The following is a 25,393-nucleotide window of genomic DNA, read 5'->3' as shown; positions in this document are numbered from 1 at the left end:
AACAGACGCAGCCTTACGAGCAGGAAGCGAGGGCCCCCGGCCGCACCGGGCGGCCCTCGCTCCTGTGTGCTACCTCTGCCTGATCGTCGTCGTCGGTTCCGTGCCCAGGAAGTGGAAACCGGGTCTCGGGTGCATCAGGAAGTCGTGGTGGGAGATGTTCCACGCGTAGGCGCCCGCCAGTGAGAACAGCACCCGGTCGCCCGCCCGGAGTCTCGTCACCGGGACCCGGCGGGCCAGTACGTCCTTCGGTGTGCACAGCTGGCCCGCCAGCGTGACCCGTGCCTCCTCGGCCGCCGGGCGGGGCCACGGGTGCGGCCAGGTTTCCACCGGCAGCACCGTGCAGGGCTGGTCGTGGCCCTTCGTCGCCGGGGTGCGCAGATGGTGGGTGCCGCCCCGGACCACCGCGAACTCCTCGCCGTGGCTCCGCTTCACATCCAGCACCTCGGTGGCGTACCAGCCGCAGTACGCGGTCAGCGCCCGGCCCGGCTCGATACGCAGGGTGAGTTCCGGGTACGCCTCGGTCAGCCACGCCAGGCCCCTGCCGAACGCCGCCCAGTCGAAACGGCGGTTCGGGGCGGCGTAGTCGACGGCCATCCCACCGCCGACGTTCACCTCGCTGATGCGCACCCCGAGCCCCGCCGCCCAGGTCACCACGGACTCCGCCACCGCCAGCTGTTCCCGGGCGTCGAGTCCGCTCGCCAAGTGGGCGTGGATTCCGCGCAGTTCGAGCTGGGGGTACGTCCCGTCCGTGAGTGCCCGGAACGCCCGCGCGGCTCCGGCCGGGTCCAGGCCGAAGGGGGTCGGCCGTCCGCCCATCGTGAGCGAACTGCCCGCCAACGAGCCGTCCGCCACGGGGATGTTGACGCGGACCAGCACCGCCACCCGCCGCTCGGGTCCTGCGTGACGCGTCAACTCGGCGATCATGCGCAGCTCGTGCTCGCTCTCGACATGGAACCGGTCGACGCCCTGCTTCAGCGCGGCCAGCACCTCGTCCGGCGTCTTCCCCGGCCCGCCGAACGCCAGCGGCCGGCCCGGCACCGCGTCGGCGACATGGGCGAGTTCGCCGCCCGAGGAGACCTCGTAGCCGTCGACGTACGGCGAGAGCGCGGCCAGGATCTCCGGCTCCGGGTTGGCCTTGGCCGCGTAGTACAGCTCGACCCGCTCGGGCAGCGCCGCCCTGACCATCGCCGCGTGACCGCACAGCTCCGTCAAGTCGTAGACGTACGCGGGCAGTTCGTTGGCGGGCAGGGACAGTGCGTGGTCGCGCACGGCGAGGGTCATCGGGTGCTCCGGGTGGTGTCGCGCAGGATGTCCTCGGCGAGCGGGGACGGCAGCCGTACGTATCCTGCCTCGCGGTCCGCCTTGCGCTCCCAGCGGGTGAGAAGGTTTGCCTTCGCGGGCAACGGCACCCCGGCGAGCAGTGCGGCGAGCCGGGGCGGGCAGCCCGAACGGTCGGCGTAGGACCGGAGCGTGTCACGCACCCGCGCCCACAGCTCGGCCTCGGCCTCCGGGTGCAAGTCCGCCAGGGCGGCGAGGAGTTCGGCGATGTGGTTGACGAGCAGGCAGTAGACGACCCGGTCCCAGCCGCGCTCAGCGTCGTACGTCATCGGGCCCGCGACCTCTGCCGGTACGGCGGTCAGCGTGTCGGTGTGGTGCTCGGGGACCAGCTTGGTGCCCTCCAGGTCCCGGAAGAGGACCTGGGCGGGGCGGCCGTCGGCGCCCACGCAGATCAGCACGTTCTGGAGATGCGGTTCCAGGACGAGGCCGTGGTCGAAGTAGGCGGCAAGGACGGGCGGTACGAGCAGTTCGAGGTACGTCGACCACCAGTCGAGGGCCGTGTCCGGGTCCGCGTCGGTGAGCAGCCGGGAGACGTGCGCGGCGCTCGACGGGAACTCGTCGGCAACCGCCGCCGCCAGCAGGGGAGTTGCCCCGGGTGCGAGGCGTCGGGGGAGGCCCTCGCGGACGATCACGCCGAAGCCCTCGAAGAGGTCGCGGTCCGGGGTGCCGTCGGGGCCGGGCAGGGCCAGCGTCCGGTAGGCGGGCTCGCGGAGCACCGCGCTGCCGGGGAAGCGTTCGGCCAGCTCGCTGAGGGCCGGGGCGAGGGAGCGGGTGAGGGCGACGGCACCGGACAGTTCGTAACTGCTGTTCTTGCGCAGGCAGTTGGTGATCCGGACGTTCAGGCTGAACTTGAGGAACGTCTCGCCGTCGTACAGGGTCCGCACGGACGCGGTCGCGGCGAAGGGGCGTCCGCCCGGGCCGAGGTCCAGGACATCACCGCGCTCCAACGCGGCCCGCAGCAGCGGGTGTTCGCGCAGGGTCTCGTACTGCCAGGGGTGTGTCGGCAGCAGCCGGTAGCCGTCGGGGACGTCCGTGCGCTGACCGTCGAGGGCAGCGGTGGCCCAGGGGGCGGCGGTCTCCTCGGCGATCAGATGGGCGCGTACGGCGAGATGCCGCAGCGGGAAGACGGCCCCGGTCTCCGGCGCGTACGCCGCCCAGGCGCGCGGGTCGCCGGTGCGGGCCTTGGGCGTGGGGTGGAAGCGGTGGCCGAACAGCAGGGACTGCTCGGAGGCGAGATAGGCGGCGAGGTGGGAGGCGGGGTGGTCGGCCGGCCGGGTGGCGGGGCGCTCGTGGGCGAGTGCGGTCGTGATGGCCTGGTGGCTGGAGGTGATCTGGTCCAGGAACTCGTCGTTGCGTTCCCCGGTGCGCAGGGACAGCTCGTCGCGGGTGTACTCGGCCAGCCGCCGCCAGTCGACCACCGCCCAGCCGTCGCCGGCCTGCTCGCTCACCGGGCCGGAGAAGCGGTGGGCGCCCAGGAGGGACGTACGGCGGAGGCTGACCCGCAGGAGAACTCCGCGGCGGGGGAGGCGGAGCAGGAGGTGGCCGTTGTCGACGACGGTCTGGCGTTCCGGGCCCGACACCTCGCGCAGCAGGCAGTTGAGGAGGGTGTGGGTCACCACGTCGTCGGCGGTGGGGAGTTCGGCAACACGCGGTTCGGCAGCGGGCGGTTCGGCGGCTGTGGCGGCGGGCGAGTCGGTCAGTGAGGGCATCAGCGGCTCCAACGGGCGCGGTGCGAGCGGGGGTTGGGGAGGAAGAGGGAGGCGAGGACGGTGAGTGCGGCGGCGCCGCTGCCGGTCAGTACCGGCGCGGCCGGGCCGAAACGGGCGCTGCCCGCCGCCGCGGCGAGTCCGGCGGCGACCGCGCCGGCCTTGGAGAAGAACTCCAGCGCGCCGAACATCCCGCCGGGCGCACGGCCCTTGGCGCAGTCGGCGGCCAGCACGGACAGGGACACCAGGCCGAACGTGAGCCCCACGCCGAGGACCAGCCGTACGGCGATCAACGCGGTCAGCGAGTCGGCGACGCCGTGTCCGGCGAGGCCGAGCGCGATGAAGGCGAAGCCGAGGACGATCCCGGTCCGGGGCCGGTCCCGGACCGCGGAGTGCACCGCCAGCGCCGACACCAGGTAGACCAGGTGGGGGAGGGCGAAGAGGACGCCGGACAACGTGGCCGACGTACACGGCAGTCGGTCCTCGACCAGGAAGATCAGATAGGGGAAGGAGATGACGGTGGAGAACACGAACGCGAACTCCAGGGCGTACAGGGTGCGCAGGGAGACCACCGGCGCGGCGGAGGGCGCGGTGGTCTCGGGTATGGACTCGGGCGCCTGCTCCTCGCTCGGTTCGGGGAGCGCGGCGAGCAACAGGGCGGCGGTGAGCGGGAGTACGGCCAGCAGCGCGTACTGGCGGTGCGGCGACAGCCAGCCGGACAGCGCGCCGACGACGATCGGCGCGACGACCAGGGCGGCCCGGGCGCTGCCCTGCATCAGGGTGAGCGCCTTCGACAGGGCAGGGCCCTCCAGCGCGGCCCCCAAGTAGCCGTTGGACGCGGCGAACGTGCCGCCGAGGATGCCCTGGAGGATCAGCGCCACCGTGAACGTGGCCAGCGAGTCCGCCCAGCCGGCGAGCAGAAAGGCGACGGCGAGGCCCAACTGGGCACGCAGCAACAGCCGTTTGCGGCCGTAGCGGTCGGCGAGCCTGCCCCAGAGGGGAGCCCCGAGCGCGCCGAACACAGTCGGGACCACGTACAGCACCCCTGCCCAGCGTGCGGAACGGTCGCCCAACTCCGGGAGGATCTCGGTGAGATACGGGGGAAGACCCAGGGCGGCGAAGGACGCGACGAAGTAGCAGGCGGCCACCGCGTGCACATGGCCCCGGCCGAACGAGGAGCGTCTCGGCAGCCGCCAGGCGGCCTCGGCACTCATACCGAATCCCCTCCCTGGAGCAGGTAGTTGGGGCCGGTGGTGTAGTGCTTGTTGATGTCGGCGGCGCCCGATCGCTCCTTGCTGAGCAGGGTTCCGGCGCTGACCATCGCCTTCACGGGCAGGTGCGGCGTGTCCAGGATCCGGCTGCGCAGTACGGCGGCCGGGGTGCCGCCGAGCCGGTCGACGGCCTCGGAGAGCCGGTCGTGGACCAGTCCCAGCAGTGTGGGCAGCGGCGCGTGGCCGTGCCGGGCGAGCCCGAACGCGTAGGAGCCCGCGCACAGATGGACGGTGATGGTGGCGAACACGTCGGCGACCGGCCCGTCCTCGGTGCCGTAGGTCCGTGCGTCGTCGAAGCCCCACGGCCCCGGCAGAGCGGCGGCGAGCCGGTCGGTGTTGATGCGCGGCCCGTCGTTGTCCTTGAACAGCAGCCGCACCCGGCCCTGTTCGGGCCCCAGGACCAGCGACACGTTCTGCTGATGCGACTCCAGGGCGATGCCGAGGCCGAAGAGGGTGGTCTGCCAGTCGAAGAGGAGGGTGAGGCAGGCGTCCAGCAGGGCGAGCGGGTCCCCGCCGTGGAAGCGGTCGGCGAGCCGGTCGACGACCAGCCGTCCGCCGGGTGCCTCGGCCAGCAGCGCGGCCAGCGGGACGACGGCCGTGTCGTCGAGGCCGGCCGGGTAGCGGCGGCACAGGACGGCCAGGAGTTCGTGTCCGGCGTGCGCGTACGTGGTCTCGTCGGCGTGCAGAACGGTGCCCCGGAAGCGGGGCTCGCGCTCGACGACCCGCTCGATCAGCCGCTGCCCGGCGGCGCCGTCGACGAGCGTGCCCGGCTTGATGGAACGTCGGTTGCGCAGCCCCAACGTGGCGGTGGCCAGGGGGAGTTTGAGATGCAGGGTGGGATCGGCCGCTACCGCGACGGTACGCATCGACAGCGTCGGGACCACTTCGAGGTACCCGTGGTCGGCGAGCCGGGCGCGTCCCGCGAAGCCGGTGACCCGCAGCGCCTCGTCGAGCGGGGCACCGACGGTCAACGGGTGCACGGGCAGGGCGATGTGAGTGCCGCTCAGATCCTCCATACCGAGCACAGCGGGCGTCGGCCAGCCTTCCGGCAACGCTCCCGCGAGGGTCACCGCCTCCCGGGGCACGCCGAGCCAGCGCAGCGCGAAACGAGGGTGGAACTCCGGTGCGTACGCCCGCAGTTGCTCCTCCGCCAGCCCGGACCGACCGCGTGCCGTCGGGTACACGGGATGGTCGATCCGGGCCGCGAGGGTGTCGTACGCCAGGGAGGCCGTCAGGCCCGTCCAACGTGCGGGGTCGGTGCCATGACGCTCCGTCAGCCGCTGGGTGATCTCGTCCCGGGTGGCGTCGTGCAGCCGCAGGGTCGCCAGGGTCTGCCGGCACTCCTCTGCGAAGGCGTCGAAGCCGTCGCGGTCCACGGGGTCGGCCAGAGCGCGCAGTTCGGCGAGGACGGTGTCGTACGAGGTCAGCTCGGCGCCGTCCGACTCGCGTACGAGCAGCGGCAGCCGGGCGGCGTACACGCACTGGAAGCCGTCCTCGGTGAGCGGCAGCAGCAGGGCGTCGTCGGTGTCCGTCGGCATACGCAGCCAGATGCCGTCCGGGCGGTGGGTGAGCGTGCCCCGGGTGCGCAGACCGACGACGTCCTCGCGGAGCAGGGCGCTGAGGACACGGGTGAGCAGCTCGGCTCCGGCAGCCATGGGAGGTGCGGCGGTCACGGCTGGACCTCCCAGTGCCGCGCCGCCAGGAACTCCGCCGACACCCGGTCGACCGTCGGCTGATCGGTGCCGGTGGCCCGCAGGACGCCCAGATAGTCGCGGTTGGTGCGGTACAGCTCGTGCCGCTCACCCATGGCGCGCAACGGACGGTACGTGAGATGGACGCCGTCCACGGTGAGTTCGCTGGCCGGGGGAGCGGACACCAGCGTGCCCGCGCGGTCGGCGCACGGGTACTCCAGGCGGGCGGCGCCGTCGCGTCGGACGCCGAGGTCGGCCGGGAGCGGCTCGCCCAGGTGGGTGCGCAGGATGTGCTCGAAGAGCGGGATCTCCAGGAGCCGGGCCAGCAGCAGGTCGACCTGGTCGCCGATGGCACGGTAGTTGACCTCGATGATCCGGGCGCGCCCCGCGTGCACCACGAACTCGGTGTGGCACGCGCCGAACCCGACGCCCAGCGCGTCGAGTTGGGCCAGTATCTGCGCGACGACCGGCTCGGGGTGGGCCGGTACGAAGACGAGTCGCTCCTCGATGAAGTACGGGGGCGGCGACACGTCGGTGTGGAATCCGCCCAGGACGTGCCGGACGTGCCCGTCGCCGAGCGTCTCCAGGGTGTACAGCTCGCCGGGCAGATACTCCTCGACGACCAGCACGGCACCCGGCCGGCGCGCGAAGATCTCCTTGGTGCGGGCCGCCAACTCCTCGGCGCTGCCGACGAGTACGACGTCCTCGCTGGCCACACCCTCACGCGGCTTGAGGACGCACGGGTACGGCGCGGCCGACGCGACGGCCTCGATCGGACCGGTCTCCGTCAGCTCGGCGGACCACACGGTGTCCACGCCCGCGGCGGCGAGTCGGCGCCGCATCTCGGCCTTGTCCTTGCAGGCCAGAGCGGCCCGCCAGTCCTTGCCGGGCAGGCCGAAGTAGTCGGCGGCCAGGGCGGCCTGGGTCTGGAGATGGTCGCTGTTGCTGAAGACGGCGTCGGGCCGGTGATGCGTGGAGATCCGGGTGACGACGGCCCGGAAGTCACGGACGTCGCACTCCAGGATCTCGACGTCCGGGTACACGGCCCGATGGGCGTCGGGCTGGTCGGTCAACACGGTGACGTCCAGGCCGAGTCGGGTGGCGGCGGGCAGAAAGCCCTCGGTGACCGAGTCGGTGGGGTTGAGGGCGAGCAGGTACAGACGCATGACGTGTGTAACAACTTCCGCTAGCGGGTGGGGGGTTCGGGCCCAGGTCGGGGGTTCGGGCCGGGGGCCCGGGGGCGGGGCGCGTACAGAAGGGCGCGCCCCGCCCCCGTGCAGCGGGAGTTACTCCTTGGGGAGCCGCACACCGGTGGCCTCGGCCACGTCGGCGAGCATCTGTTCGGCGGCCTGGACGCCGATGCCGGACATCCAGATCTCGTCCGGGACCTCGAAGACCTTGCCGTTCTTGACGGCGGGCAGGCTCTTCCAGACCGGGTTGGTGACGACCTGCTGCTTCTGGGTCTTGTCCTCGGTGTCGGCGGCGGTGACGAAGATCAGGTCGGCGTCGGCCTGGTCGATCTGCTCCGGGCTGACGTCCTTCATCGTGACCTCGGGGTCGGTCGACACCTGAGACTTGGGGCGGAGCAGGCCGATGTCGCCCAGGACGACACCGCTGTAGGAGTTGGACTGGTAGAGGCGGGTCGGACCGGCGATGAAGCGGACCACGGACGCGGTCGGCATGGTGCCCTTGTCCTTCGCCCTGATGGCCGCACCGAGCACCTTGGCCCGAGTCTCGTACTCCTTGACCTTGGCGGCGGCCTCTGTCTCCAGGCCGAGGGCCTCGGCGTGCACCTTCAGGTTCTGCTTCCAGACACCGCCGGTGGTCTCCGTGAAGACGGTCGGCGCGATCGCGCTGAGCTTGCCGTAGACGGCCTCGTGGCGGATCTTCGAGGACAGGATCAGGTCGGGCTTGAGCGAGGCGATCAGTTCGAGGTTCGGCTCCAGGAGCGGACCGACGTCCTTCGTGCCGCTCAACTCGCCCTTCAGGTACGTCGGGAAGCCGCCCTCGGACTTGAAGTGCGGGGCGACCGCGCCGACCGGATCGATGCCGAGGAGGGTGACGTCGTCCAGCTCGCCGGTGTCGAGCACGACGACCCGCTCCGGCTTGGCGGGGATCTTCACCTCGCCCATGACGGTGTCGAGGGTGCGCGGGAAGCCGGCGGTGTCGGCGGCGGCCTTCGCGGTGGTGTCCGTGCCCTTGCCGTCGGAGTCGCCGCTGCCGCAGGCGGCGAGCACGGCGGTGCCGAGTACGACGGTGAGGAGCAGGGCGATGAGCCTGCCGAGGCGGCTGAACCGGCCGATCCCGGGCAGGGAAGGGGTGGTGCGCATGAGGGGGGTTGGTCTTTCTGTCGATTCGGGTGGTGCGGGTGTGTCACGCGGTCGCGGCGGAGTGCCGCACCGCGCTGCCTCTGGGTATGACCAGCGGGGTGCCGGTCTCCGGGTCGGGTATGACCCGGCAGTCCACGTCGAACACGGACTTGACCAGCTCCGCGTCGAGCACGTCGGCGGGAGCGCCGGCGGCGGCGAGGCGGCCGTCCTTGAGGACCACCATGTGGTCCGCGTAGCGGGCGGCCTGTCCGAGGTCGTGCAGCACCATCACCACGGTGCGGCCCGCCTCGGCGTGCAGGGCGGCGACCAGATCGAGTACGTCGAGCTGGTGCCGGAGATCGAGGAAGGTGGTCGGCTCGTCGAGCAGGAGCAGCTCGGTGTCCTGCGCCAACGCCAGGGCGATCCAGGCACGTTGGCGCTGTCCGCCGGAGAGCCGGTCGACGGGCTGGTCGCGCAGCGCGGTCGTGCCGGTGCGCTCCAGGGCCTCGTCGACCGCCCGCTGGTCGGCCGTCGACCAAGGGGCCAGCAGCCGCTGGTGCGGATACCGGCCGAGCCGTACGAGTGCCTCGACGGTGATCGCCTCCGGAGTGACCGGCTGCTGCGGCAGCAGCCCCATCCGCAGGGCCAGCGTCTTCGCGGACATCCGGTGGATGTCGGAGCCGTCCAGGGTGACGGCCCCGGCGGCGGGCGCGAGGAGTCGGCTCAGCCCTCTCAACAGGGTTGATTTCCCACAGGCGTTGGGCCCGACGATCGCGGTCACGGCGCCGCCGGGGAGCGTGAGGTCGAGCCCGCCGACGACGAGCCGGTCGCCGTAGCGCAGGTCGAGAGCCGCGGTGCGCAGCTGGTTGACGGTGTCCGGCCGGGCGGTCATGCGTGACTCCTGTGAACGGGCTTGCTCTGACGGAACATCAGCACCAGCAGCCAGGGCGCGCCGAGCGTGGCGGTGACCGCCCCGACCGGCAGCCCCTCGACGGGCAGCAGATGCTGGACGACCAGGTCGGAGGCGAGCAGCAGGACGGCCCCGGTGAGACCGGCCAGCGCGAGTGAGACGGCGGTCGGCGGGCCGGTGAGGAAGCGGACGATGTGCGGTACGGCGAGCGCCACGAACGTCACCGGGCCGGCGAGCGCGGCGGCCAGTGACGCCAACACGACGGCGACGAAAAGGAGTTGGAGCCGGGCGGTGGAGGTACTGAGCCCGAGGGCGCCCGCCGAGTCGTCCCCGAGGCCCAGCACGGCGAGCCGCCGGTGCAGCACGAGGGCGACGGCGAGCGCGGCCACCATGGCGCCGCCCGCTCCCCACACCTCCGTCCACGTCCGCCCGTACACCGAACCGGTGGTCCACTGGAGCGCGGAGCCGGCCAGCTCGGCCGGGAAGCGCACGATCAGCAGGTTCACGGCGGCGGCGAGGCCCGCCTGCACGGCGAGCCCGGTCAGCACCAGCCGGGTCACGGCGATCCCCGAACGCCAGGCGAACACACCGAGCAGCAGCGCCGAGAGCAGCCCTCCGGCCAGCGCGCCGACGGGGATCAGCGTCTGCGAGGCCCCGGCCGCGAGGAGCGAGACAGCGCCGAGCGACGCCCCACCGGTCACGCCCATGACGTCGGGCGAGGCCAGCGGATTCCGGAACAGCCGCTGGAGCACACACCCGGCGACGCCGAGCCCGGCCCCGGCGACGATCGCAGCGAAGGCCCGCGGCGCCCGGAACTGCTGTACGACCAGTACGTCCCCGGAGTCCCCGAGCCCGACCAGCGCCCGCAGCGCGGTATCGGCAGGTATCGCCATCTCGCCGGTCGTGAGGGTGACGGTGAGCAGCGCGAAGAGGGTGACGAGACCGCAGGCGGCGTAGAGCAGGACGAGGCGGCGCAGGAGAAGCCGGGAGTTGGACGTCGTACGGGCGAACAGGGCGGCGCTCGTCATGAGGCCACCTTCCGTGCCAGCAGCGCCAGCAGAGGCGCGCCCAGGAACGCGGTCACGACGCCGACCTCCAGTTCCGAGGGGCGGATCACCAGACGGCCCAGGACATCGGCCGAGAGCAGGAGCAGGGGACCGGCGATCAGACAGCCGGGGACCAGGAGGCGGTGGTCCCCGCCCAGCAGCGGACGTACGAGATGAGGCGCCGCCAGGCCGATGAACGCGATCGGGCCCGCCACCGCGACAGCCGAACCGGCCAGCAGGACGACCGCGACACCGCCCGCGAGGCGGATCCGGGCCACCGGGACGCCCAACGCCTGGGCCGAATCGTCGCCCAGGGCAAGGGCGTTGAGGGCGGGGGAGACCGAGAGGGCGACCAACAGGCCGAGCAGCAGCGAGGGCAGTACCGGCCAGAGGGTGGCGAGGGTGCGGCCGGAGAGGGAGCCCGCCAGCCAGAAGCGGGCCTCGTCCAGGGTGCGCTGGTTGAGGAGCATCACCGCCGACGTCCAGGAAAGCAGGACCAGTTGGAGGACGGTGCCGCCCAACGCGAGCCGTACCGGGTCGATGTCGCCCGACCGGCGGGCCAGCGCTTGGGCGAGCAGGGCGGCGCCCGCAGCCCCCGCGAAGGCGAACCACACATACTCGACAGGGTCGTTGAGCTTGAGCGCGAAGACCGCGACCACCACCGCGAAACCGGCACCCGCGTTGATCCCGAGGGTGGTCGGTGAAGCGAGCGGATTGCGGGTGATGCCCTGGGCGACCGCCCCGGCGACCCCGAGCGCCGCACCGACCGCGAGCCCGATCACCGTACGTGGCAGCCGCAGCCCGGTCACCACGAGTGTGTCTCTCCCCTGGGCGTCGCCGAACAGGGCGTCGGCCACCGTCGACAGGGGCACCGAGCGCGCGCCGAGGGCGAGGCTCAGCGCGGAGATCAGGGCCAGGGCCCCGAGTCCGGTGAGAAGGATCGGGAGGTGCCTCAGGGCACGAAGGGGCACACCGGTGGTCACGCCGGTCGGTGCGCCCCGGAGGGTCGCAGTCACGAGCCGGGAGCTTAGGTTAGGCATGCTTTACTTTTCAACCAGCTGTGGAAGCGCTGTGACGTGCATGGTCCTTGATCATCGGCATAAGGGCACCCCGGTAACCGCCTTGCGATCTTGCCAGTAAGGTAAGCCTTGCCTATCTAACCCCACCCGCACCTCTCTGCGCAGGAGTACCGATGAGCGTCGCCCTTGAGACCCCGCCGGCCACCGCCGCCGCGCGCGTGCTCGGCGGCGCCTATCAACGCCTCACGGACATCTGCGAAGTGCTCAGCGTGCAGGTCGCGCGGCCGGGTGTGACGGGCTCTCAAGCGGGTTTCACCGGTGCTGAGTTGACGGACAGTCACGAAGCTCTCGACGCCTTCGTCGAGGCCGAGAGGGCGCGGATCCAGGAGCGTCACGGGCACACCGCCCGCCCGCATGTCGCCGCGTCCCGCGCCCTGCACGACTACGCCTGGTCGGTCGGCCTGCTGATGAGCGGGGTCTGGTACCTGGAGCGCCGGGTGCCACGCGTCCGGCCCGAGGACGTACGGCTGGACCTCGCCACCGGTGAGTACAAGATCACACCGGGGTCTTCCTTCTCCTGCCTCCCTGGAGACCCCGCTGCCACCTTCCCCGGAGTCACCGCGCTCCCGCACGAGGAGGCCCTGCGCACCGAGTTGCGCTCCGCCGTCGCCGACCACATGACCCCGCTGCTCACCGTGCTCGGGCCGGTCGCCCGTCGGCGATCACGTGCCCTGTGGGGCCTGGTCTCCGACGACCTCGTCTCCGGGATCTGGTACCTCGGGCGCGTCCTCGGCCGGGAGGGCGACGCCATCCGCGCGGCCACCGAACTGCTGCCCTCCGCCGTCTCCCCGTACCCCGGCGGCGCCGACTTCCGCCACCTAACCGACACGTCAGGGCAGCGCCACCCGACCCGCACCCGCGCCGGCTGCTGCCTCTACTACACGATCCGCCCCGACGAGGCCTGCTCCACCTGCCCTCGCACCTGCGACACGGAACGCCTGCGCAGGCTGGAGAGCTGAGACTCAGCCGGAGTCGGTCGTCGCCAGGAACTGCGTCGCCGCAAGTTCGGCGTACAGCGGGTCCCCCGCGACGAGTTCACGATGGGTACCCACAGCCCGTACCCGCCCCGCGTCCATCACCACGATCCGGTCCGCCGTCGTCACCGTCGACAGCCGGTGGGCGACGACGAGAACAGTCGTCGTACGGGCGACATCCGCGACCGTGTCCCGCAGCGCCGCCTCGTTCACCGCGTCCAGCTGTGAGGTCGCCTCGTCGAGCAGGAGCAGCCGGGGCCGGCGCAGCAGCGCACGGGCGATGGCCACCCGCTGGCGCTCACCGCCCGACAGCTTGGTGCCGCGATGCCCGACCAGCGTGTCGAGGCCGCGCGGCAGCCGGGAGACCAGACCGTCGAGCCGGGTCGTCTTCACGACGCGCGTGACCGCCTCCTCGTCCGCCTCCGGGTTGCCCAGGATCAGGTTGTCGCGCAGCGAGCCCGACAGCACGGGCGCGTCCTGCTCGACATAGCCGATGGCGGACCGGAGTTCGGTCAGCTCCCAGTCGGCGGCGTTCCGGCCGTCGAGCGTGATCACGCCGGACTCGGGGTCGTAGAACCGTTCGATGAGCGAGAACACGGTGGTCTTGCCCGCGCCGGACGGGCCGACGAACGCCGTCATGCCCCGGGCCGGCACGGCGAACGTCACGCCGTGATGGACGTACGGCAGATCGTCGTCGTAGCGGAAGCGCACCTCCTCGAAGGCGAGCGCCGCCGGTTCGGCGTCGGCGGCCGGGAGGGGCGCCGGGTGGGCCGACGACGGTTCGGCGGGGAGGGCGAGGGCCTCCTGGATACGGGTGAGGGCCGCCGCACCCGTCTGGTACTGCGTGACCGCGCCGACTACCTGCTGGATCGGCGACATCAGATAGAAGACGTAGAGGAGGAAGGCGACCAGCGTGCCGACCTCGACCGCGCCCGTCGCGACCCGCGCACCGCCGACCGCGAGCACTGTGATGAACGCGATCTGCATGGCCAGGCCCGCCGTATTGCCCGCCGCAGCAGCCCACTTGGCGGCGCTCACGCTCTGCCGCCATGACTCCTCGGCCGCCGCGTGCAGGTTCCGCTCCTCGCGGTGCTCGGCGCCGGACGCCTTGATCGTGCGCAGCGCGCCCAGCACCCGTTCCAGCGAGGCGCCCATGACACCGACCGCGTCCTGCGCCCGTCGGCTCGCCTTGTTGATGCGCGGCACGATCACCCCGAGCACGGTCCCCGCGCCCAGGATCACGGCGAGGGTGACCCCCAGCGGCACCGGGTCGACCAGGCCCATCATCACGACCGTCGCCACCAGGGTGAGCCCGCCGGTGCCGAGGCCGACGAGCGAGTCGGTGGTGACCTCGCGCAACAGGGTCGTGTCGGACGTGACCCGGGCCATCAGATCGCCGGGCTCGGTCCGGTCCACGGCCGGTATCCGCAGCCGCAGCAGATAGGAGGACAGCGCCCGCCGCGCCCCCAGCACCACCGACTCGGCGGTCCGCCGCAGCACGTACGAACCCAGCGCGCCCAGCGCCGCGTTGGCGACGACCAGCGCCGACATCAGCAGCAGGGCCTTGGTGATCGTCCGGTCGTGGGACAGATCGTCGATGAGCCCCCGCGCCACCAGCGGCAGCGCCAGCCCGGCGGCCCCCGTGGCCAGCGAGAGCAGGGCGCCCACCAGCAGGGTCCACCGATGCGGCCGTACGTATCCGAGGAGCAGCCGCCAGGCGGGCGGAGCGGGGTTCGGCTCTGCGATGCTCACGGTGCTCCTCGGCGGGCGGACGGGCGGGAGATTCACCCTACGTCGGCGGCCGGGAGAGCGGGCGTAGCAGTTATCGCCGCAGGCTGTCCGCGTGCTCCACGCGCAGATCCCGCCAGTCCAGCGCCGTCGCGAGGACGACGGGCGGGGTGTCCCCGCTGGGCAGACAGTCGCCGAGCATGCCGGCCAGCACCTCGCCCGGGCCGAGTTCGAGATACGTGGTCACCCCGTCCCGTGCCAACAGGCCCACCGCGTCCGCGAATCGGACCGGCTCACGCAGCTCGCGCACCCAGAACTCCGGTGCGCACGCCTCGGCATCGGAGACCGGTTTCGCCGTGATGTCGGAGATCAGGGGGCGGCGTGGGGCGTGCAGGTCCAGCGTCTCCAGAGTGCGGCGGTATTCGGCGAGGAGCGGATCGAAGTGCGGCGAGTGGGCGGCCACATCGGCACGCAGGACCCGCGTCCGCCGACCGCGCCTCTCCCACTCCTCCTGTACGGCCGTCACCGCGTCCCGGTCGCCCGAAACCACCATCGCCCGGGGCCCGTTGACCGCTGCGACCACCACACCGGGCCCCGGGCGCAGCTCCTCCGGGGACGCCTCCACCGCCGCCATCGCACCCCCCTTCGGCAGCGCGCCCATGAGCCGCGACAGCGTGCCCACCGCACGACAGCCGTCCGCCAGCGAGAACACCCCGGCGGCGTGGGCGGCGGCCATCCGCCCGGCCGAGTACCCGAACAGCACGTCCGGGCGCACACCCCAGCTCTCCAGCAACCGGTACTGCGCGACCTGGAGCGCGAAGATCGCCGGATTCCCGAACGCGATGCGGTCCAGCAATGCGGCCGTGCGGGTCCCGGCCTCGGCGAACATCACGTCCAGCAGCGGCACGTCCAGATACGGGTCGAGCCCCGCGCACACCTCCTTGAGCGTCGCCGCGAACATCGGGAAGGCGTCGTGGAGTTCACGCCCCATCCCCGGCCGCTGGGACCCGGCACCCGAGAACAGGAACGCGGTCCGGCCGCCAGGAAGCCTCCGTCGTACGGGAGTCGGGTGTACGGAAGCTGCCTCCTCGGGCAACGGCCGGACCGGAGCGGTCAGTTGAGCGATCACTTCCTCGGCCGACGTACACACCACGATCCGTTCCAGATCCCCGGGATGCAGGAAGCCCTCGTCCCGAGCGTGTTCCAGGAACGTCAGCAGCGGGCGGTAGAAGCCGTACGGGTCGAGCAGGAGACACGGCTTGCGGTGGATGCGCAACTGCGCCCACGCGAGCGCCTCCAGCAGCTCCTCCGCCGTACCGAGCCCGCCCGGCAACGCCACGAACGCGTCGCCCAACTCCGCCATCCGCGCCTTGCGTTCATGGATGTCCGCGACCACCTCCAGCTCGCTGAGGCCGGTGTGCGCGATCTCGTACGGCAGCATTCGGCGCGGCACGACGCCTGTGACCTTGCCGCCGCTGTCCAGTGCCGCGTCCGCGAGCGCGCCCATGAGGCCGGTGCGGGCCCCGCCGTAGACGAGCCGCAGGCCCGCCTTCGCGAGGGCGCGGCCCAGGTCGGCGGCGGTGTCCCGATGACCGGGGCGGTGTCCGGCGGAGGCACCGCAGAAGACGGTGACCGTGTGAACCGAGGTCACAGGGGTTGCGGAAGTCGTGGTGTTCACAGGGGGCGCGGCGTTGCCGGAGTTCACGGCGTTGACAGAGTTCACGGCCACAGCCCGTACCCCCGGGTGAGGACGGAGTGCGGGTCGTAGCGGTGCTTCGCGCGGGCCAGGGTCTCCCAGGCGGGGCCGAAGTGGGCCCGCCAGTCCCCGGAGGTCATCGGCACCGCGCTGGTCGGGTGCAGGACACCACCGAGGTCGCGCGCCCGCTCGTACAGCGCCCGGTTGGCGGCGACCGCCTCCCGTACGTTCTCGGGGGCGCCGGGCGGTGCCGTGCGCATCAGGGAGAGCAGGCACAGGAGTTCGCCCGGCGGCCTGCGCAGCAGCGGGGCGCGCAGAGCCCGGGAGGTGAGCGGGCGCAGCTGGACCACTCCGCAGGCGCGCAGGCCGTTCTGCGCGTGGTCGGCCAGCACCTTCGGGACGAACTCGGCGGCGGCCTCCTCCGGGAGGAGGAGCGTGAGCCAGGGGTGCGGGCGCTGCCACTCGCCCGTGGTGCGCAGGATCCGCTCGTCGCGGTCCATGCGACGCAGGAACTCCTCGTACGAGAGGTTCTCGATCTCCTCGGTGTCCCGGTCGTGTTCGAGGCCGCCGGTCAACAGGGTGTCGTCGACGGGGAGTTGGCCGGTGTGCGGGGCCACGGCCTCGATCATGTAGTCCCAGGCGCCGTCGAGCGCGGGTCGTGCCTGGCCGCACACATGGCTGAAGCGGTCGTCGCGGGCGAGGGCCCGCTGGTCGGCGAAGAACGTGCCGGGCGTGTGGTGGTAGAGGCGGAAACGGCGGACCAGGGCGGGGGCGGGGACCAGGTCGAGCGTGGCGCGCACGATCAGCGCGCACTGGCCGAGGCCCGCCAGCACGGCGTCGAACAGGTCCCGGTGGCGCTCGCGCGAGCAGGTCACCTCCTCGCCGGCGCCCGTGACGACGGCCAACTCCCTTACGTGGTCGGCGACCAGACCGTGCCGGTGGCTGGAGCCGCCGAGGCCGCCGGTGCTCAGCAGTCCGCCGACGCTGCCGCCGAGATGGTCGGGGAGCACGGGCGGGGTGAGCCCCTCGGCGAGGGCGGCCCGGACGACCTCGCTCCAACGGGCGCCCGCTCCGGCGGTCACCGTCCGTGCGGCGGGCGTACAGCGCACCTCGTTCAGGGCGCCCAGGTCGACGACGTACCCGCCCTCCGCCTGGCCCTGGCCGTAGACGGAGTAGCCGCCGCCCCGGGCACTGACCGGCAGCCCGCGCGGGCCGGCCACCGCGACGAACTCGCACAGTGCGGCCACGGACGGGGGCGAGAACACGCCGAGCGGCCGTGAACCGACGACATGACCGAAGTCGTCGGCGGCCTGGACTGTTTTCGCGGCGTCCCTGTCGGCCGACTCCGGGAACGGAACCAGGTGATCCGACCGGGGAACGAAGCTTGCTATTCCTTTCACGCGGCACACCCCAGCATGCCGGGATCGAAAACCGGTCCAGGCACCCGTTTCTCGAAAGTTTCGGTGAACACGCGGCTCTGTAGAATGCCGTGTTCGGCATGGCGCAGGGCGATCAGCGACGCCATCCGTGACAGCACCGGAGCAGGCAGCGCCTGTTTGTGAATGGTCTCTACATCCAGTGAATATTTCGCACAGCATTCCAGAACGGCCTCAAAGCCGTTCACGGACGCCGCGAAACGCCGTTGCCGGGGATCGACCCAGAGTGCGGCCAGTTCCTCCAGGAGGCTGCGGTCGGGGGCCGGCGGGGCGAGCATCGTCAGCGCCCGGCCGGTGAGCACCTCGACGTACTCGTCGTACGCGGGCAGCGGCAGCACCCGTACGGACAGCTGCCAGGGCAGCGCGGCGCAGCGTGCGGCCAGGACCCGCAGCAGGGAGATCGAACCGCCCTCGACGATCACGAACCGATGCTGTGCGCCCAGCCGTTCCACCAGGTCGAACAGGGACTCGGCGGCCGCTGCCGCGCCGAGGTCGCCGTCGGCGACGGTCCGGTCGCCGAGCCAGTGCCGCCGTACACCCGGGGCCTGTCCACCCGCGCGGGCGCTGGTGGTGGCCAGGTCCGTGAAGCACTGGAGCCGGTCGGCGACGACCACCGGGGCGCCGGTGACCCGGGCCAGATCGTTGGCCGCCGCGCTCTTCCCCGCCCCCGTCGGCCCCGCGATCAGATGAACAAAAGGACGAGCCGTGCAATCCGTCGTGCTGTCCGCTGGGCTCTCGGCCATCGGAGTTTCCCTCCCGATCCGTGCAACCGTTGTCGAGCACGGACAAGAGAAGCACGGTGTGACGTTGCGTCAAAACCAGCTCACAGCCTGGGCAGGGCAAAGAAACAACCACATTCATCTGTGGTTGTTAAAGGCCGGAAAATGCGGAGTGGAGTGTCGAATTCCGGGGAATCCGGAGTGGTGTGAGGCGGGCACTGAAGTGCCTTTTTTAATGAATTCCTCACGCTGTGCGTCAGGTTCTTACCCAGGAGGACACCGTGCAATCCGAGATGTTGCTCGCCGCCGCCGACGCCCTGCCGCTCCCGGGAGGCGACGCGGGCCGCCCGGACGCCAGGGTCCTCGTCGGCTTCGGTGTCCCGGCGGAACTGGCGAGGTTCGTCGCCCGCCCAGGCTGGACCGTGTACGTCCCCGGTCATCCGGACGAGGTGCGGCGGGCCGTCGTGACCGCCATGGCCCGGGGCGAGCAGGCGTACGTCCATGTGTCCGCCGAGTCCAACGCCGAACCGCACGGCGCGACCGACGGCTTCGAACCGGTCCGGGAGGGAGGTGCCGGTGTGGTGCTCGCGGTGGGCGCCACCCTCGACCCGGTGCTGCGGGCCACGGCCGGACTGGACCTCGCCGTCCTCTACACGGCCACCGTCCGCCCCTTCGACGAGGTCGGACTGCGCACCGCCGTGCTCGCCGCCGACCATGCCGACGTGGTGCTGGTCGAGCCCTGCCCGCGCGGCACTTCGGCCCATCATGTCGCCGGCACGCTGGTCCACGTACCGCACCGGCTGCTCGCCCTCGGCGGGCCGGACGGCCTGGACGAGACCGAACTCGCCCGGGCCGTCCGGGACTTCATGCGCTGAGGTCGGTGGCGTGGCCGGCCGACCCGGCGTGTGCCCGGGATCGCTGCGCGAGCGCGGTGAGGGTGGCGTCGAGGTCGGCGGGCCGGGGACGGTTGTGCGGCAGCCTGGCCAACAGGTAGGCCATGCCGCAGGTGTTGCCGACGGCCGAGAACACGAGACCGCCCGCGACACCTGCGGACAGCAACTGCCAGGCGGGGTGCAGAAGGCCCAGCCCGAGGCCCGCGAGGACGATGGTGCCCGCGGTGAAGCGGACCTGACGTTCCATGGACCAGACTGCGCGGGTCTTGGTCGCCGGGTGGTGCAGTTCGTGTCCCCCGTCCCGCCAGCCCTGGGTCCCGCCGGTCAGGGTCATGGCCGGCACACCGTTCTCGGTGAGGACCGCGCAGGCGGACTCGGAGCGGGCGCCGGAGGCGCAGACGACGAGCAGTTCGCCCTGCTCCGCCGCCTCCTTGAGGACGGGCAGCGCACGCCGGACGTGATCCAGGGGGATGTTGAGGGCGCCGGGGAGATGGCCGGAGGCGTACTCGCCCGGGGTGCGGACATCGATGACGGTCAGCTGCGGCAGGCGGCTGCGGGCCTGGTCGGTGTCGAGGGCGACGGGGGTGGTCATGAGTGACTGGGATCCTTTCGTGGGGTCCACCCTTGGGGGAGGTAAAATACCCCCAAGGGTATGTAGCGGGGTATGTGGAGGAGTGGTTGTGGAGCTGCAGTTCGAGGGTGATGAGCTGAAGTCGGTGCTGAATCGGCTGCGCCGGGCGCAGGGTCAGATCTCCGGGGTGATCCGGATGATCGAGGAGGGCCGCGACTGCGAGGAGGTCGTCACCCAGCTCGCCGCCGCCTCGCGCGCCCTGGACCGGGCGGGCTTCGCCATCATCGCGACCGGACTCCAGCAGTGCCTGACGGATGTGGAGGCGGCCGAGCGGAGCGGCGAGACGAAGGAGCAGATGCGGGCGAGGCTGGAGAAGCTGTTCCTGTCGCTGGCGTGAGGGTGTCCGAGGGGTGAGTGGTAGGAGGTGGATGGGCGGGGGGAGAGCTTTTCGGGGCCTCCCCGTCGGGAGGGCGCGGTATGCGGGTGACGGTCAGAACACCGCGTCGGCCAGCATGAACAGGGCCACCGCCAGCAGTACCCAGGCGAAGATCCGCTGGAGCCGGCTCCCGGAGACCCGGCCCGCGAGCCGTTTGCCGTCCCACGCGCCGAGGATCGCGGCCCCGGCGAAGGGCGCGACCAGCGCCCAGTCGACACGGGTCGCCGTACCGGCCCGGGCGAGCAGTGCGGCCAGTGAGTTGACGGTGATCACCAGCAGGCTCGTCCCGACGGCGGCCCGCATCCGCAGCCCGACGACGTTCACCAGCGCCGGTACGGCGAGAAAACCGCCGCCCACCCCCAGTACCCCGGTCACCGCACCCAGCCCCGCGCCCGCCTGCGCGACCTGAACGGACCGCACCGGCACCCCTTCCCGTACGGACGCCGATGGGCGCAGCATGCGGTACGCGGCGAGGCCCGCGATCACCGCGAACGCGCCGGTGAGCAGGGCGGACGGCACATGCCCGCTGACCGCTCCGCCGAGCGTCGCGGGCACGAGTCCAGCCGCCGCGAACACGGCTCCGGCCCGCCACTCGACGGTGCTCGCACGGGCGTGCGCGGCCAGCGCGGTGGCGGAGGTGACGGTGACTATGGCCAGGCTCGCGGTGGTGGCCGCGGCCGGGGTGAAACCGAGCAGATAGATCAACGCGGGCACGGCCAGCACACTGCCACCGCCTCCGAGCGCCCCCAACGCGAGACCGGTCACGGCTCCGGCGAGCAGGGCGAGAACGAACGCACTCACGCGACGGTTCCGCCATCGCTGAAGGCGGCCGTGTGCGGTCGGCTCGCGGTCGCTGCCGACAGGTCCGACGGGGCCGGGAGCCCGCTTCCGGCCGCTGCCGACAGACCTGCCTCGGCCTGTGTCCCGCTCCCGTTCGGCACCGGCAGGTTCGCCTCCGGCGGCAGGCCACCCCCGGTCTCTGTCGGCAGACCCGCCCCCACCCACGCCCCCATCCCGCCGATCACGTCGGACACCTCCGCGCCGCGTGCCGTGAGCAGTGTCGCGGCCTGTCGGGAGCGCTTGCCGGAGCGGCAGATCGTGATCAGTGGGCGCCCCTGCGCCGCCCCCGGCAGCGAGGCGCCCGCTGTAAGCGCCGACAGCGGTGCGTGCACCGCATCGACGGCATGCCCGGCGGCCCACTCCTCGGCCTCGCGGACGTCCAGGAGTACGGCGGTCCCGTCCGCGCCCGTGAGTTCGTGGGCCTCGGCCGGGGTGACCCGGGCCATCGGAAGGCCGGCCTCGCGGGCGGCGCCGAAGCCGTCGTCGACGGCGACCACGACACGCCCCGCCGCGTCCAGCAGCGAGGCGGCGATCGCGGCGCGCATCCCGCCCGCGCAGTGCACCCACACCGTCCCGTCGGGTATCTCCGCGAGCCGGTCGCGCAGTTGGTGGAGCGGGATGTGCAGCGAGCCCGCGATGTGGCCATCCGCGCGCTCGGAGTCCCGCCGCACGTCCAGGATCACGACCTGCGTGTCCTCCTTGCCTGCTGGGCCGGCGAACGGCCGCCGACCGGTGGTGGTGGGGCGGTTGCTGTCGTCCCGTGCCGAGTCCTGCTGGGTGCTGGCGAGTTGGGCTGCCGGGTCGGAGACAGTGCCGTGTGGCAAGGTGTGCGGCTGCTCGCCCGGGCGGAGCCACTGGGCGGGGGAACCTGTGGGGCGGCCGATGTCGGCTCCCGCCAACTCCTGTCGGACGTCGGTGAGTTCGGCCATCAGGTCCGCGAACGTGGCGCGCGGGAACGTGCGCGGTCGCTCACCCGGGCGCAGCCACCCGGCCGGGGTGCCCGTCGAGGCGGCGGCCGGACGGTCGATGCCTACCCGGGTCAACTCCCGTTGGGCCCGGGCGAGTTGGTCTGCCGACTCCGCGAGCAGCGTCACCGGCTTGCCCCACGGCAGCAGCCACGCCAGATATGTGGCGAGCTGCCCCTCCGCCTCGAAGTTGAGCGTCCCGGCGACATGCCCCTCGGCGAACGCGACCCGGTTGCGCAGGTCCACCACCCACTCCCCGGCGGCGAGCCGCGCCGCGATCTCCTCGGCGTCCGCCGGGGCCGGCGGAGTCAGGTCGACGGGCGCGGGGCCCGCGGAGTTCAGCGGGCCCATGTGCGCGTAGTACGCGGGCACGTCGTCGAGCCCGGCGAGCAGGTCGGCGACGAAAGTGTCGGCGTCCTTCACCAGCGCCTCGTTCGCTCCGCGTTCCCGGCCGATGGTCGTGGCGTCGTCGCCCGCCGCCGTCCCGGCCGAACAGAAGCTGCCGAAGCCGTGCGTGGGCAGTACGGCCGTCTCGTCCGGGAGCTCGGCCGCCAGTCGGTGCGCCGAGGCATGCTGCGCCCGGGCCAGTTCCCCGGTGAGCCTCGGCTCGACCAGGTCCGGCCGTCCGACCGTGCCGATCAGCAGCGAACCGCCGGTGAACACGGCCACGGCCAGGCCGGCCTCCTCCAGGACGTACGCGGTGTGGTGCGGGGTGTGCCCGGGCGTGGCCAGCGCGCGCAGCACCAGCCCCGCCTCGATCTCCACGCTGTCCCCGTCCGCCACCGGCACCCTGTCGTACGCCACCCGCGCGCCCGCCGGGACCAGGTAGGCGGCCCCCGTGATCCGGGCCAGCTCCAGGCCCCCGGTGACGTAGTCGTTGTGCACATGCGTCTCGACGACGTGCGTGACGCGCACACCCCGTCGTGCGGCGGCCTCGATCACCCGGTCGATGTCCCGTGGCGGATCGACCACCACGGCCTGGTCCGGCCCGCCCGCCAGATAGCCGCGGTTGCCCAGTCCGGGAACGTCGATGCGGTCGACGAAGTACATGGCGGCACCCCTTTCCTTTGCTCGTGAAGCCGTAGAAAGCCTCGTGGAATTACCCCTGGGGGTATATACATCACCGTAGCAGAGGTACCCCCAGGGGTATTCGTGGGCCAGGTCGCGCCGGGCTCGACCCTGGACGTGCCGTTACCGATCAGTCGCACGTAGGGTCGGAGAGAAGAACCGAACATTGGCCGATGGAAGGGTTCAGCACCATGGCGCAGGAAGTACGCGGCGTGATCGCACCGGGCAAGAACGAACCGGTGCGGGTCGAGACGATCGTCGTGCCCGACCCCGGTCCGGGCGAGGCCGTGGTGCAGATCCAGGCCTGCGGGGTGTGCCACACCGACCTGCACTACAAGCAGGGCGGGATCAACGACGACTTCCCCTTCCTCCTCGGTCACGAGGCCGCGGGCATCGTGGAGTCGGTGGGGGAGGGCGTCACCGATGTCACCCCCGGTGACTTCGTGATCCTCAACTGGCGTGCCGTGTGCGGGAACTGTCGTGCCTGTCTGCGCGGGCGGCCCTGGTACTGCTTCAACACGCACAACGCCAAGCAGAAGATGACCCTCACCGACGGCACGGAACTCTCCCCGGCCCTGGGTATCGGTGCCTTCGCCGAGAAGACCCTCGTCGCGGCCGGGCAGTGCACCAAGGTCGACCCGTCGGTCTCCGCCGCCGTCGCCGGGCTGCTCGGGTGCGGAGTGATGGCCGGTATCGGTGCCGCCATCAACACCGGCAATGTCGGACGCGGCGACACGGTCGCCGTCATCGGCTGCGGCGGGGTCGGCGACGCCGCCATCGCGGGCGCCAACCTCGCCGGCGCCGCGAAGATCATCGCCGTCGACATCGACGACCGGAAGCTCGCCACCGCCCGCACGATGGGCGCCACGCACACGGTCAACTCCAAGGAGACCGACCCGGTCGAGGCGATCCAGGAACTGACCGGCGGCTTCGGCGCCGACGTCGTCATCGAGGCGGTCGGCCGCCCGGAGACGTACAAGCAGGCGTTCTACGCCCGTGACCTCGCCGGGACGGTCGTCCTGGTCGGGGTGCCGACACCCGACATGAAGCTGGAGCTTCCGCTGATCGACGTCTTCGGACGCGGCGGCTCGCTCAAGTCGTCCTGGTACGGCGACTGCCTGCCCTCCCGGGACTTCCCGATGCTCATCGATCTCCACCTCCAAGGGCGCCTGGACCTCGCGAAGTTCGTGACGGAGACCATCCAACTCGACGAGGTGGAGAAGGCGTTCGAGCGGATGCACGGCGGCGACGTGCTGCGTTCCGTGGTGGTGCTGTGATGGGCGCCCGCATCGAACGCCTCGTCACCTCCGGGCAGTTCAGCCTCGACGGCGGCACCTGGGACGTCGACAACAACGTCTGGATCGTCGGCGACGACCACGAGGCGATCGTCATCGACGCCGCCCATGACGCCGACGCCATCGCGGCGGCCGTCGGCGACCGGCGCCTGACCGCCATCATCTGCACCCACGCCCACAACGACCACATCGACGCGGCGCCCGCACTCGCCGCGCTCACCGGCGCCACCATCTGGCTCCACCGCGACGACCTGCCCCTGTGGAAGCAGACCCACCCGGACCGCGAACCCGACGCCTGGCTGGCCGACGGCCAGGTGATCGAGGCCGCCGGCGCCGACCTGACGGTCCTGCACACGCCCGGACACGCACCCGGCGCTGTCTGCCTCTATGACCCGGGCCTCGGCACCGTCTTCACCGGCGACACCCTCTTCAACGGCGGCCCGGGTGCCACCGGCCGCTCCTACTCCCACTTCCCGACGATCATCGACTCGATCCGGGACCGGCTCCTCGCCCTCCCGCCCGAGACGAAGGTCCTCACCGGACACGGCGACCCCACCACCATCGGGGCCGAGGCACCGCACCTGGAGGAGTGGATCACCCGCGGCCACTGACCCCATGGTCACCGCACGCCAGTGGGCGCCCACCGTCAACAACGGAGGGCGCCCACACGGACGTACAACATCGACCAAGGCAGCCTCAGGCGGCCACCGGGAAGCCCGCCGTCCGGAGGACCTGGCGGTCGGCGTCCACCGCGAAGACCTCGCAGCCCTTGCGCGCGGCGGCCCAGTCGACGCCCGCCACGCCCATCGCGAACGCCGCCGTCGCCGTGGCGTCCGCCTCGGTGAGCGTGGCGGCCACGACGGTCAGGCTCAGCAGCCCGGTCGCCGGGCGGCCGGTGCGGCCGTCGAGGATGTGGTCGCCGCGCTCATAGCGGGCCGAGGTCGCCACACCGCCCTCCGTCAGCTCCAGCACCGTGCACAGCTGGTCGGCGTGCTCGGGATGACGTACCCCGACCCGCCAGGGGCGGCCGGCGGCGACCACGTCACCACCGGCGTTCAGGCAGTACGTCCGTACGCCCGCCGCCGCCAGCAGATCCGCGGCCCGCTGCACCGCCCAGCCCTTCACCATCGCGCACGGATCGAGGCCACGGCCGGGCAGCCGTACGTCGAAGGCGCCCTTGGTCGCGACCCGGTACTCCTCGCACAGGCCGAGCACCTCCGTGAGGTCGGTGCTCAGCTCGTCGGTCTCCAGTTCGCCCCGGTCGAGGCGGGACACCTCGCTGTCGTCCTTGAAGGGGCTGAAGCGCGCGTCGACCTCGTGGAGCCAGGCGAACACGGCGTCGGCCGCCTCCGCCGGGGCGTTCTCGTCGTCGATCCGCAGCGAGATCGGGAACCCCATGATGTGTTCGACGCGCCGCATCCC

Annotated in this window: 22 protein-coding genes; 5 read left to right on the top strand and 17 right to left on the bottom strand. The window is 72.1% G+C overall.

What is annotated here, in order from left to right; genetic code table 11:
* Positions 1-69: 69 nt before the first annotated feature.
* The 9 genes from OG787_RS03360 to OG787_RS03320 form a co-directional block, all read right to left on the bottom strand.
* Complete coding sequence (locus tag OG787_RS03360) at positions 70-1,281, bottom strand: type III PLP-dependent enzyme (RefSeq protein ID WP_405534243.1); 1,212 nt, start codon at positions 1,279-1,281, stop codon at positions 70-72.
* Positions 1,278-3,047, bottom strand: coding sequence for an IucA/IucC family protein (locus OG787_RS03355; RefSeq protein ID WP_405534242.1), 1,770 nt, complete (start codon positions 3,045-3,047; stop codon positions 1,278-1,280). The genes OG787_RS03360 and OG787_RS03355 overlap by 4 nt, the downstream gene beginning before the upstream one ends.
* Positions 3,047-4,258 (bottom strand): MFS transporter, encoded by a 1,212-nt coding sequence (locus OG787_RS03350; protein WP_405534241.1) that lies wholly within the window; start codon positions 4,256-4,258, stop codon positions 3,047-3,049. The genes OG787_RS03355 and OG787_RS03350 overlap by 1 nt, the downstream gene beginning before the upstream one ends.
* Complete coding sequence (locus OG787_RS03345; protein ID WP_405540398.1) at positions 4,255-5,970, bottom strand: IucA/IucC family protein; 1,716 nt, start codon at positions 5,968-5,970, stop codon at positions 4,255-4,257. The genes OG787_RS03350 and OG787_RS03345 overlap by 4 nt, the downstream gene beginning before the upstream one ends.
* A gap of 14 nt (positions 5,971-5,984) precedes the next feature.
* Positions 5,985-7,172, bottom strand: a complete 1,188-nt coding sequence (locus OG787_RS03340) for an acetyl-CoA carboxylase biotin carboxylase subunit family protein (protein ID WP_369031053.1) — start codon at positions 7,170-7,172, stop codon at positions 5,985-5,987.
* Positions 7,173-7,292: 120 nt separating this feature from the next.
* Positions 7,293-8,336 (bottom strand): ABC transporter substrate-binding protein, encoded by a 1,044-nt coding sequence (locus tag OG787_RS03335; RefSeq protein WP_405534240.1) that lies wholly within the window; start codon positions 8,334-8,336, stop codon positions 7,293-7,295.
* A 43-nt stretch (positions 8,337-8,379) separates the two neighbouring features.
* Positions 8,380-9,207, bottom strand: coding sequence for an ABC transporter ATP-binding protein (locus OG787_RS03330; RefSeq protein WP_405534239.1), 828 nt, complete (start codon positions 9,205-9,207; stop codon positions 8,380-8,382).
* Positions 9,204-10,253, bottom strand: a complete 1,050-nt coding sequence (locus OG787_RS03325; RefSeq protein ID WP_405534238.1) for a FecCD family ABC transporter permease — start codon at positions 10,251-10,253, stop codon at positions 9,204-9,206. Before OG787_RS03325 ends, OG787_RS03330 begins: the two co-directional genes overlap by 4 nt.
* Entirely contained in the window at positions 10,250-11,242 is a 993-nt protein-coding gene (locus tag OG787_RS03320) for a FecCD family ABC transporter permease (protein WP_405540397.1), read from the bottom strand. The genes OG787_RS03325 and OG787_RS03320 overlap by 4 nt, the downstream gene beginning before the upstream one ends.
* Before the next feature lie 221 nt (positions 11,243-11,463).
* Here OG787_RS03320 and OG787_RS03315 point away from each other — a divergent pair, with 221 nt between their 5' ends.
* Entirely contained in the window at positions 11,464-12,309 is an 846-nt protein-coding gene (locus OG787_RS03315) for a (2Fe-2S)-binding protein (protein WP_405534237.1), read from the top strand.
* 3 nt (positions 12,310-12,312) lie between these two features.
* Here the strand turns inward: OG787_RS03315 and OG787_RS03310 are convergent, their stop codons facing one another.
* From OG787_RS03310 to OG787_RS03295, 4 genes are all read right to left on the bottom strand, one after another.
* Entirely contained in the window at positions 12,313-14,076 is a 1,764-nt protein-coding gene (locus tag OG787_RS03310) for an ABC transporter ATP-binding protein (protein WP_405534236.1), read from the bottom strand.
* A 70-nt stretch (positions 14,077-14,146) separates the two neighbouring features.
* Entirely contained in the window at positions 14,147-15,703 is a 1,557-nt protein-coding gene (locus OG787_RS03305; RefSeq protein WP_405534235.1) for a TIGR00730 family Rossman fold protein, read from the bottom strand.
* A gap of 68 nt (positions 15,704-15,771) precedes the next feature.
* Positions 15,772-17,148 (bottom strand): FAD-binding protein, encoded by a 1,377-nt coding sequence (locus OG787_RS03300; RefSeq protein ID WP_405534234.1) that lies wholly within the window; start codon positions 17,146-17,148, stop codon positions 15,772-15,774.
* Positions 17,145-17,927 carry an isopentenyl transferase family protein gene (locus tag OG787_RS03295; RefSeq protein ID WP_405534233.1) on the bottom strand — a complete coding sequence of 261 codons (783 nt, stop codon included), beginning with the start codon at positions 17,925-17,927 and terminating at the stop codon, positions 17,145-17,147. Before OG787_RS03295 ends, OG787_RS03300 begins: the two co-directional genes overlap by 4 nt.
* A 257-nt stretch (positions 17,928-18,184) precedes the next feature.
* Here OG787_RS03295 and OG787_RS03290 point away from each other — a divergent pair, with 257 nt between their 5' ends.
* Complete coding sequence (locus OG787_RS03290; RefSeq protein ID WP_369031062.1) at positions 18,185-18,778, top strand: transketolase; 594 nt, start codon at positions 18,185-18,187, stop codon at positions 18,776-18,778.
* On the opposite strand, the gene OG787_RS03285 is transcribed toward OG787_RS03290, so the two are convergent.
* On the bottom strand, positions 18,768-19,388 hold the full coding sequence (locus OG787_RS03285; protein ID WP_405534232.1) for a rhodanese-like domain-containing protein: 621 nt from the start codon (positions 19,386-19,388) through the stop codon (positions 18,768-18,770). The two genes, OG787_RS03290 and OG787_RS03285, sit on opposite strands and share 11 nt — an antisense overlap.
* An 88-nt stretch (positions 19,389-19,476) precedes the next feature.
* Here OG787_RS03285 and OG787_RS03280 point away from each other — a divergent pair, with 88 nt between their 5' ends.
* Entirely contained in the window at positions 19,477-19,764 is a 288-nt protein-coding gene (locus OG787_RS03280) for a metal-sensitive transcriptional regulator (RefSeq protein WP_105973141.1), read from the top strand.
* A gap of 93 nt (positions 19,765-19,857) precedes the next feature.
* Here the strand turns inward: OG787_RS03280 and OG787_RS03275 are convergent, their stop codons facing one another.
* A complete protein-coding gene (locus tag OG787_RS03275; protein WP_405534231.1) occupies positions 19,858-20,604 on the bottom strand; it encodes a sulfite exporter TauE/SafE family protein in 747 nt (248 codons plus the stop codon).
* Positions 20,601-22,658 carry a rhodanese-like domain-containing protein gene (locus tag OG787_RS03270; protein ID WP_405534230.1) on the bottom strand — a complete coding sequence of 686 codons (2,058 nt, stop codon included), beginning with the start codon at positions 22,656-22,658 and terminating at the stop codon, positions 20,601-20,603. The genes OG787_RS03275 and OG787_RS03270 overlap by 4 nt, the downstream gene beginning before the upstream one ends.
* Positions 22,659-22,867: 209 nt before the next feature.
* Here OG787_RS03270 and OG787_RS03265 point away from each other — a divergent pair, with 209 nt between their 5' ends.
* Together OG787_RS03265 and OG787_RS03260 are read left to right on the top strand one after the other, a co-directional pair.
* Positions 22,868-23,953 carry an S-(hydroxymethyl)mycothiol dehydrogenase gene (locus OG787_RS03265; RefSeq protein WP_405540395.1) on the top strand — a complete coding sequence of 362 codons (1,086 nt, stop codon included), beginning with the start codon at positions 22,868-22,870 and terminating at the stop codon, positions 23,951-23,953.
* A complete protein-coding gene (locus OG787_RS03260; RefSeq protein ID WP_369031066.1) occupies positions 23,953-24,582 on the top strand; it encodes an MBL fold metallo-hydrolase in 630 nt (209 codons plus the stop codon). The genes OG787_RS03265 and OG787_RS03260 overlap by 1 nt, the downstream gene beginning before the upstream one ends.
* An 85-nt stretch (positions 24,583-24,667) precedes the next feature.
* On the opposite strand, the gene OG787_RS03255 is transcribed toward OG787_RS03260, so the two are convergent.
* Positions 24,668-25,390: an FAD:protein FMN transferase gene (locus OG787_RS03255; protein ID WP_405534229.1), complete on the bottom strand. Its 723-nt coding sequence runs from the start codon at positions 25,388-25,390 to the stop codon at positions 24,668-24,670.
* Positions 25,391-25,393: the final 3 nt, after the last annotated feature.

The sequence above is a fragment of the Streptomyces sp. NBC_00075 genome, assembly GCF_045041225.1.
In the GTDB taxonomy this organism is placed as follows: Bacteria; Actinomycetota; Actinomycetes; order Streptomycetales; family Streptomycetaceae; genus Streptomyces; species Streptomyces adonidis.
This window is presented reverse-complemented; position numbering and strand designations above follow the sequence as displayed.